The 10,633-nt window shown below is 35.4% G+C and carries 7 protein-coding genes; all 7 read left to right on the top strand.

Annotated features, from left to right (window positions below; genetic code table 11):
- Window positions 1-187, top strand: a 187-nt coding sequence (locus ASE21_RS21510; protein ID WP_131726453.1) for a hypothetical protein, incomplete at its 5' end; no start/stop codon positions are given.
- 132 nt (window positions 188-319) lie between these two features.
- The gene (glmM, locus tag ASE21_RS21505) at window positions 320-1,702 is read left to right on the top strand and encodes a phosphoglucosamine mutase (RefSeq protein ID WP_057124775.1); all 1,383 of its coding nucleotides are present in this window, start codon (window positions 320-322) and stop codon (window positions 1,700-1,702) included.
- Between the two features lie 599 nt (window positions 1,703-2,301).
- A complete protein-coding gene (locus ASE21_RS21500; protein WP_057124774.1) occupies window positions 2,302-5,550 on the top strand; it encodes a SusC/RagA family TonB-linked outer membrane protein in 3,249 nt (1,082 codons plus the stop codon).
- A gap of 10 nt (window positions 5,551-5,560) precedes the next feature.
- Window positions 5,561-7,033: a RagB/SusD family nutrient uptake outer membrane protein gene (locus tag ASE21_RS21495; protein ID WP_057124773.1), complete on the top strand. Its 1,473-nt coding sequence runs from the start codon at window positions 5,561-5,563 to the stop codon at window positions 7,031-7,033.
- Window positions 7,034-7,097: 64 nt separating this feature from the next.
- Window positions 7,098-8,468: a DUF4832 domain-containing protein gene (locus tag ASE21_RS21490; protein WP_082603529.1), complete on the top strand. Its 1,371-nt coding sequence runs from the start codon at window positions 7,098-7,100 to the stop codon at window positions 8,466-8,468.
- 26 nt (window positions 8,469-8,494) lie between these two features.
- On the top strand, window positions 8,495-9,370 hold the full coding sequence (locus ASE21_RS21485; RefSeq protein WP_057124771.1) for a PKD domain-containing protein: 876 nt from the start codon (window positions 8,495-8,497) through the stop codon (window positions 9,368-9,370).
- Between the two features lie 111 nt (window positions 9,371-9,481).
- Window positions 9,482-10,627 carry an acyltransferase family protein gene (locus ASE21_RS21480; protein ID WP_057124770.1) on the top strand — a complete coding sequence of 382 codons (1,146 nt, stop codon included), beginning with the start codon at window positions 9,482-9,484 and terminating at the stop codon, window positions 10,625-10,627.
- Window positions 10,628-10,633 lie beyond the last annotated feature (6 nt).

Below are 10,633 nucleotides of genomic sequence, written 5' to 3'. Positions count from 1 at the left end.
TTTGGCCAAACGCCACGGAATCTTCAAACACCAGTCGCAAAAAGACGGCGTTGTTTTTCAGGGCACCGATGCAAGGGAGTTCTGGCAGAGAGCCGAAGACAGAAACCGAGAAACGGCAGCTTTATACCAGCAAATGGGACTTGCAAGTTACGCAGCTATGGAGGCTTTTGTAAAGTGGGAATATTAGTCTCAGTTTTCAGTCTCAGTTTTTAGTGAACAGGTTTTAGACATCTAAAAAAAAAGTATTTAGGTTGTAAACTTTGATCAATACTGTTAACTGAAAACCGCGACTGAAAACTTAAAAATAACAATAAATAAAATGGCATTAATAAAATCAATTTCAGGAATACGAGGTACAATTGGCGGGATTGTCAATGAAAATTTAACTCCGGTAAATGCAGTCAAATTTGCAGCAGCATACGGAATGTGGCTTAAAAGTGAGAATTCAAACGAATCTTTGACAGTAATTATAGGCAGAGACGCCCGAATTTCCGGAGAAATGATCAGCAATCTGGTTTCAAATACACTTACAGGTTTAGGAATTAATGTTGTCGATATAGGTTTATCGACAACGCCAACTGTTGAAATTGCCGTAACATTAGATCATGCAGATGGCGGAATCATAATTACGGCAAGTCATAATCCGAAACAATGGAACGCTTTAAAATTACTAAACCATAAAGGCGAGTTTTTAAATGCTGAAGCAGGTGAAAAAATCCTGAAAATCGCAGAAAACGAGAATTTTATTTTTGCGGAAGTGGACTATTTAGGAAAATACGAAAAGAAAGAAGGTTATATCGAAAGACATATCGACGAAGTTTTAAAATTAGATTTAGTTGATGTTGAAGCAATTAAAAGCGCCAACTTCAAAGTAGTTGTGGATGCAGTTAATTCTACGGGCGGAATTGCGATTCCAAGTTTATTGGAAAAATTAGGAGTGGAATACATCAAATTGTATTGTGAGCCAAACGGACATTTTCCACATAACCCAGAACCTTTAAAAGAACATTTGACTGATATTTCGGAGTTGGTCGTAAAAGAAAAAGCTGATTTCGGAATTGTCGTTGATCCTGATGTAGACCGTCTGGCAATTATTTGCGAAGACGGTTCGATGTTTGGCGAAGAATACACTTTGGTCGCTTGCGCTGATTATGTTTTGAGTAAAACAAAAGGCGATACAGTTTCTAATTTATCATCTTCAAGAGCATTACGCGATATTACTTTAAAGCACGGCGGAAAATATCAGGCAAGTGCTGTTGGCGAAGTAAATGTTGTCGAATTAATGAAAAGTACAAATGCTATTATTGGTGGAGAAGGCAACGGAGGAATCATTTATCCGGCATCACATTACGGACGAGATTCGTTAGTTGGAACGGCATTGTTTTTATCGCATCTGGCAAATGAAAAAGTTTCTTGCAAAACGCTCCGCGAAAGTTATCCGGAATATTATATGAGTAAAAGCAAAATTGAACTTACACCAGAAATTAATGTTGATGAAGTTTTAGAAAAAATCATTCAAAAGTTCGAAAACGAAAAGCCGAATTGTATCGATGGAGTTAAAATTGATTTTGAAAAAGAATGGGTGCATTTGAGAAAATCAAATACAGAACCCATCATTAGAATTTATACTGAAAGTAATACGCAGAAAACTGCTGATGAACTTGCAGAAAAATTCATCTCAATAATTGAAAATGTATTGTAATAATAAACTATAAATCAGAATGAGAATTTTATTGTAATTCTAATAAAGTGCTGATTTTAAAATAATAAAATATTCATTTGGCTTTATATTTTAATTAAATGAATATCCAATTAAATGATATATTTTTTAAACGATAATAATTTTTTTTTGACAATTTTTTAAATTCTTACAACTCAAATAATTAAAAATGATAAGAATTTAATAATACTTTTTCTAAAAAATGTGCTCGAAAACACTTTTTTTATGTGCACGAACACATTTTTTTGGTTTTACCATTGTTTATTAAAAAATATTATTTAGTTTAGCCATAAGTAAGTTGAAAAACAGTCTTTTTTAGTTCAATTTTTTAAGTAGAAAAACCAATTTTAAAACTGAAAAAAAGCCTTCTGAAAAAAAATATACAGCTGATTATTAAAAGAAAAGAAAATATCAATTAAGAAAAATAACCAAACAAAACAAAAAACAAAAAACAGACAAAAATTATGAAATCAAAAAAAACATAACCGACCCATTTCTCTTTGCGTTTGAAAAAGCCTTAACCAATTTTTACTCACGCAAAGAATGCTTTTTACATTAACCATTAAACTAACCAGAATAATATGAAAAAAAGTAACAAGTTACTATACAGTAACTATCAGGAAATAAAATTTAATTTGAAGACATTACTCACGGTCTTATTTCTGATAGTTTCTGTTTTTAAAGTAAGCGCGGTTTCTTCAGAAGAAAACAGGAAGAAATCAGAAATTATAAATAAAGAGCCGGAAGCAGATATTACAATCAAAGGTATTGTTTTAGATGAACTGGGACAGCCTATGATTGGTGTTACCATTTTGCCGAAAGGATCATCAAGAGGAACAACAACAGATTTTGACGGAAGTTATACAATTGTAGTTCCTGCTGCTACAGAAGCCCTTTTATTTTCTTACGTAGGCTACGAAACAAAAGAAGTTGCAATTGCCGGACAAACCACAATTAAAGTCTCATTAGTACCATCATCAAAAAGCTTAAATGAGGTTATTATTGTAGGTTACGGAACGCAGAAAAAGAAAAATGTATTAGGAGCAATGTCTTCTGTAAAAGGCGAAACACTTACTTTATCTTCAGCACCTTCGGTTTTAACAGCACTTCAGGGAAAAGTTGCCGGTTTGCAGATTACTCAAAACAGTGCCCAGCCGGGAGGAGGATTTGATATCCAGATTCGTGGGGCGGGTTCTATTAATGCAAGCAATGATCCTTTGGTTGTTATTGATGGATTTCCGGTTACCAATTTACAGCAGCCCGGAACAGGAAACCGTTACGATGGCGGTACGCAGAGTATTTTAAACTCATTTAACCCAAATGATATTGAATCTATTGAGGTTTTAAAAGATGCCAGTGCATCTGCAATTTATGGTGCAAGAGCTGCAAATGGTGTGATTATGATTACCACCAAAAAAGGAAAAGAAGGAGATGTAAGAGTGGATTATTCCGGTTCTTATTCGTATCAAAAATACAATGATAGTTATGAGGTGCTGAATTTGCAGGAATGGATGCAGCTGCGAAATGACGCTGCCAGAGAAAACTGGGAATTTATTAATAAAGTATATCCCTATTCTCCAAAAACATTAGAAGAAGCAAATGCTGCTCCGGTTAACGGAATTCCGTTTAAAAGATTCTACTCTGACGAGCAGATTAGAAATGCAGGAAAAGGAACCGACTGGCTGGGATTAGTGACCAGAGACGGAATGGTTCAGCAAAATAACCTTTCTATACGAGGCGGGACAAAATCGACTAAATATTTTTTATCAGGAAACTTATTCAATCAGGAAGGAATTGTTAAAAATTCAGGATTAAAAAGAAGTACGGTTCATTTTAGTATTGATCAAAAAATTACAGATTATGTCACTTTTGGAATGAACATGACTAAAAGCCGAATCAAAAATCAAAACTCACAATTAGGCGGTGATCAATTTGAAAATTCAGGAATTATAAGATCAGCTATCCAGCAAAGTCCAAATATTGAAGCAATTGATGAATTTGGTAATTACCCTATTAACCCGGATAATGCTTTAGAACCAAATCCGTACTCATTGTTAACCATTACAGACGAAGGAGTAATAGACAGAACACTGACAAATTTTTATGCAGAAATAAAACCATTAAGCGGTCTTACTGCAAGAGTTCAGGCAGGTTTTGATCAGGGCGAGACAAGCAGAGGGAATTATCTGCCAAGAACTACACTATATGGGCAATTAGAAAATGGTAAAGCAACTTTTAATACACAAAAAAAGAATGATGATTTATTAGATGTTATATTAACGTATAATACAAAAATTGGAGACGATAACTCTTTTACTTTTATGGCAGGTTATTCTCAGTCAACCTACAGAAATGAAAGAGCATCATTAGGAAACAGTAATTTTATTACAGATGCTTTTTTATGGCATAATATGAATGCAGGAGCAGGAACAAAATTAACTACATCATCAAAAAATGAAGATAGTTATCGTTCCTATTTTTCAAGAGTAAACTATGCTTATAAAGACAAATACCTGTTAACTTCTACTATACGTCGTGATGGGGTAAGTTTCTTTGCAAAAAATAAAAAATATGCTTTGTTCCCATCTATTTCAGTAGGTTGGGATGTATCGCAGGAATCATTTATGAAAGGTATTACAGATTATGTATCACAACTTAAAATACGATTTGGTTATGGTTCTGTAGGTAATTCAGCCGGACTTTCTAAAGGCGCATTTTATGCACAGCCAGCATATTTAAACTCAGATGAATCAATTTGGACAGGGGTTTTTGCCAGCAGATTGGAAAATCCTGATTTGAAATGGGAAACAACGACAGAAAAGAATTTTGGTGTTGATTTTGAATTATTAAACAGAAGAATTTCAGGTTCGGTAGAGGTATACGAAAGAGTAGTTTCAGATTTATTAATGGAAAAACCTATCAATAGTTACCATGAAATAAATACCGTGTGGGCAAATATTGGCAGTACACAAACTAAAGGTGTTGAGGTTACTTTAACTACTAAAAATATCGATACTCAGGATTTAAAATGGAACACAACTTTTACGTACTCAAAATATAAAACCAATTGGAAAGAAAGAGCCCCAGACTGGAAACCTTCCGTATATATGAGCTACAATGATCCGGTACGTGCACAATACAGCCAGATTGCAGATGGTGTTATGCAGATTGGAGAAGTAGTTCCGGCACAGCCAGATTTATATCCGGGACAAATTAAAATAAAAGATCTTAACGGTTTCGTTAGAGATGCAGCAGGAAATCCGATTACGGATGAAAAAGGAGTGTTTTTAAGAACCGGAGCACCAGACGGAAAAATTGATGAAGCTGATACTGTTTTACTTGGCTCGGCAGATCCTGATTTTTCTGCAGGTTTAAGTAATACAATTATCTGGAAAAACTTCCAATTGAATTTTGTTTTTAATGGAATGTTTGGACGAAAAATTGTAGATCAGACAGACTTTACTTATGGCGTAACTGCAGTAGGTGTTGCACAAAACGGAAGAAATGCATTAAGAAGTGTTTACGACAGATGGACACCGGATAACCCAACAAATACGCGTCCAGGCTCACACTTTGGATATACACAATATGGTTCAGGCGATTTCTTTATGCAGGATGCTTCGTTTGTACGTTTACAAAGCGTATCGCTAAGCTATAATTTTCCAAAAAGATGGTTTGGTAAATATATACAGGGAGCAGCCGTTAGACTTGATGGACAAAACCTTTTTACTATTACAAAATATGATGGTATAGATCCTGAAACAGATGGTTATGCAGCAGCATATCCAAATGTAAAAACATACACAGTAGGAATTGATCTTAAGTTTTAATCAAAAAGACATGAAAAATTTAAAAAATTATACAATAGTTTTACTATTACTAGTTTTCTCAGGATGTAATGAAGATATTGAATCTGTCAATTACGATGAGATTAATCCGAGCATATTTCCTAAATCGGAGGCTGATGTTCAGGCAATAGTAGCTTCTGCCTATTATCCGTTAAGAGGATCTTACGGAAACGGAATTCATTCTACTTCAGAAAACGGATTAATGTTTATGCTTGATGCTACTACAGAAATTCTTCAGGGACCTTACGGAGTACAGCAGGAAGCATCATTGCACAGCTACAAAGCCAGTTCTACATCTTTTACAAGATTTTATGATGTGTTCTACAACAAAATAAGCAGTATGACTCTGAGTATCGACAGAATACAAAATGCCAATGTAAACGAGCTGGTTAAGAAAAATGCTATTGCGGAAATTAAATGTGCAAGGGGATTATTGGCCTATGAGCTTTTTGATCTTTACGGGCCGCTTGTTGTAGCTCCTCTTGAGATTCTTAAAAGTCCTTTGAACGAAGTGCCTTTGGCCAGACTTTCAAATGCAGAAATGGTAAGTTTTATTGAAAATGACCTTAAAGATGCTGCGGCAGATTTAAAAGCTCCGGGTGACACTCCATACGGAAGATTCAGCAGCGGAATGGCAAGAATGGTCCTGATAAGATTATATCTGCATGAAAAAAGATGGGCAGAAGTTGAAGAACAAGCTAATGCCATCATGGCAATGAACTACTATGGATTAGACGCAGATTATGTTGGATTATGGGATGTTAAACCTCCTGTTAACAGCAAAGAAGTAATTTGGGCAGTTCCGGCAGATTATGCAGGCACGAGTGAAAACCAATGGCAGTTAATGGTATTGCCGGCTAATTTTCCTGAGCGCGGTGGTTACGGAACTATTCAGAGTTCCTGGACATTTTATGATTCTTTTGAAGCAACTGATATTCGTAAAACGGCACTTATTGCCGAGTTTACAGGAACAGATGGTGTAACGTATAACAGGGCAAATCCTGCTAATTATATGCAGTTAGGGCCAATTCCGTTAAAAATTCATCCCGATGCCGCCAGAACAACAGCTTTAACAACAGTAGATATTGTGGTATATCGTTATGCAGATGTAATATTATCAAAAGCAGAAGCATTGGTTAATAAAACCGGAACACCAACAAAGGAAGCAATTGATTTGGTAAACATCGTGAGAAAGAGAGCTCAAATCAGCGAAATTCAATTAGCTAATTACAATACACTGGCGAAATTCAATGATATGATTCTTTTAGAAAGATCGCACGAATACTGGTGTGAAAACGGACAATACCGTTCGGATTTGATCAGACACGGAAAATTTACAGAACATGCTCTTGCCTTAAATGGTGCGGCAAGCCAAAGTGCTCCATACAAAGCGTTGTTCCCGTTTTCATTAGACAGAATTAGTGAAGGAAAAGGTAAATTTATTCAGAATCCTGGATATAATTAATTAGAAGACAAATATCACAATTTGTGAAAAATAAAATGAAACAGATAATTTAATTATACAAAATATGAAAAATTTACTAATGCTATTTTGCCTTTTCTTAAATATTGCCTCTAGCTGTCAAAGCGATGGAGGTGATAAAAATGAAGGGGGCGAACAAGTAAACGGAGTTGAAAAAGTAACTTACACAGCTTCTAACGAAGTTTTTACCAATCCGGAGCGTGGGTTTATGCATACCTGGCAGGTAAATTCTGAAGGAGCTGCGATGACAGCAGTTTCTTTAAACAATTTGAAAAAAGAAAATGTAAGCCTTATTCTGCGTTTGTATTATTTAGAGAAGTTTAAAACTTCGGCTTTAAGCCAGACTCAATTAGATCTTATCAAAACCGACTTTACCCGTTTAAGACAGGCAGGTTTAAAATGTGTTTTGCGTTTTGCTTATACGGATGCACAGGATGGTTCAGATGCTTCTGCGGCCGTAATTTCAGGACATTTAGATCAGCTGAAACCAATTCTGGAAGAAAACAAAGATGTGATTGCTTTTGTTCAGGCAGGTTTTGTTGGAGCGTGGGGAGAATGGTATTACACAACCAACCAGCTTACAACGCCGGCAAACAAAAAACTGATTTTAGACAAACTTCTGGAAACTTTCCCGAAAGAAGTAAAAATTCAGGTGAGAACTCCAAAAATCAAACAAGATTATGTTGCGACTACAACAGCAATGGATGCGACAGTTGGTTACGGAACTTCAAATACAGCCCGTTTAGGTTTTCATAATGACTGCTTTATGGCAAGTGTAGACGATTACGGTACTTATATCAACGTAACGGCCGAAAAAACATACATAAGCAATGAAGCTCTTTATGTGCCGACAGGGGGAGAAACTTGTCCGCCAACAGACGTGCCAATCGCGAGCTGCAGTATAGCAGAAAAAGAAATGACAATGCTGAAATGGACTTATTTAAATCTTGATTATTATGGTCCGGTTTTGCAGGAATGGAGAAACAATAACTGTTTTACAGATTTTGAAAGAAAACTGGGTTACAGACTTTCATTAGTTTCTTCAAGCCTAAAAAAAGAGGCAGCAGTAAATGGCAGTTTAGAGTTTCAGGCATTGCTGAACAATGGTGGTTTTGCACCGGTTTATAATCCGAAAAATGCTTATTTAATATTCAGATCCACTTCAGGAGGAACTATTTATAAGAAAAAATTAAGCTTCGATGTTCGAAAAGCGGTTCCAAGGGTTACTTACGATTTAAAAGAATCTGTAAGCTTATCCGGAATTCCTGCAGGCACTTACGAATTATTATTAAAGATAGAAGACAGCTCTGCTAAACTGGCTGAAAGACCAGATTATTGTATTCGTTTTGCTAATACAGGATTATGGGAAGCCTCAACAGGATTCAATAAATTATCACAAACGGTTATCATTAAATAGTTATTAAAACATTTAAATTAAAAACCATGAAAAAAATAAAACTAACCCAATACCTAACATTGCTTGCCGCTTTGTTATTGCTGACAGCTTGTTCCAGTGATGGTGCGTCATCAGAAGATTCAGCGACGAAACCAACTGCAGATTTCTCATTTACGAATGACGGAAGCACGTTTACATTTACTAATCTTTCTACAAATGGTACAAAGTACAGATGGGATTTTGGAGATTTATATTATACATCTGGAGAAAAAGATCCGGTTTATACCTATAAAATTGGAGGAGAAATCAGAGTTTCATTAACTGTAACCAACGATAAAGGAGAAGAAGCTTTTATCACCAAAACCATAACTGCCCCAAGAATTATAATTATTGACATTAAAATAGACGGAAAATTTACAGATTGGGATGACGTTGCCGTAACAGATCAGAATACATCAGGAAATGGTTCAATCCAGAAAATTAAAATCTGGGCGGGAGGTCCAAATGTAAATGTGTATTTAGAAGGAAACAAAAAAATGATGATGGAATTGGTAGACATGTACATCAATACAGATGGAAATACGCAGACAGGATTCCTGCACAGCAATTGGTCACAAGGTTCCGGAGCCGAATTTTTATTTGAAGGTCCGGTAGTAACCAACGGCTGGGGACAATTTTATAACCATACCGATCCGAATGGAGGCTGGGGATGGGCTGGAATTGCAGGCTCTGGGGCAAACTTAAAAGCATCATCGATTGTGAGTTTAAATGACACCACAAATGCGATCGAGTTCAGCATTCCTAAAACACAGTTAGGAACATTAACAGGTTCAATTGGTATTGCCATTACCGAAATGAATGGAGGATGGGGATTAGTTGCAAATTTCCCTGAAGCACCTAAGTTTTCTACATTACAATTGTAGTTTGTCATCGATAGCCGGTCAAAAATATGCCATTTGATGAAGTTTTTTGAAGATTAATTTTTAAGTCAAATGGCATAAGCTATCGAGTTTAGATAATTAAAATAATCCCAGTTGATTAAATATAAAACTGGGATTGTTTTTAAAAAAGAAATAGAAAATAATATGACTAAAACAATTGTCAATAACCGATTAATGTCTGTAGACGTACTGCGAGGATTTGATCTTTTGATGATTATAGTAGCAGACCGATTTTTCTATAATTTGAATACAGCGGCAGACACCCGTTTTACAAAAATGCTGGCAGATCAGTTTGAACATCCGGAATGGATTGGTTTTCATTTATATGATGTCATAATGCCATTATTCTTATTTGTTGTAGGTGTTGTTATTCCGTTTTCGTTAGGAAAAAGAAGTGAAGAAACTTCAGATTTTAAATTATACAGACACATTTTAAAGCGATTTGTAGTCCTCTTTATATTAGGATGGATCGTACAGGGAAATCTTCTTGCATTAGATATTTCAAAGTTTCATATCTTTAGTAATACACTTCAGGCTATTGCAGTTGGCTATTTATTTTCGTGCATTGCTTATTTGAATTTGTCAAGAAAGGGAAGGTACATTTTCTTTGCAGTTTGCCTTGTTCTGTATGCTGTCTTATTATCAATTCCGGGTTACTTTGGTCATACTTTTGAGTTATTGCCGGAAAAAAATCTGCCTATATTTATAGATCAGCAGGTTTTCGGAATGTTTTATGATCAGACACAGTATTCCTGGCTGTTGACTGGTTTAGGATTTACCGCTACAACATTGTCGGGATTGTTTGCAGGAGAATTGCTTTTATCTTCTTTTTCAAGAAAAAAAATCATACTTTACCTTTTCCTAATCGGGATAACCGCAATTATCCTGTCATTAATAATTGGTATCTGGCATCCTATCATTAAAAAAATATGGACAAGTTCATTTGTAATTTTCTCATCAGGAATCAGCTTTGTATTATTAGCTTTATTCTATTGGCTTGTTGATGTTCAGGGTTATACAAAATGGGCTTATCCGTTTAGAGTAATTGGGTTAAACGCCATTGCAGCTTATGTTGGTTCGCATGTTTTTAATTTCTCATTAATCGCTAAGCAAATTTTCTTTGGTTTTGAGCAATTTACAGGAGGTTATTATGATGCATTTTGCGATTTGGCCGGATTCGGAATTCTTTATTTCATACTTTGGTACATGCATAAAAACAAAACCTATATAAAAGTTTAATAACAG

This window comes from Flavobacterium sp. Root901 (genome assembly GCF_001429765.1).
Classification (GTDB): domain Bacteria; phylum Bacteroidota; class Bacteroidia; order Flavobacteriales; family Flavobacteriaceae; genus Flavobacterium.
Note: the sequence above shows the minus strand (reverse complement) of the source record. Positions and strands in the feature narration are given on the sequence as shown.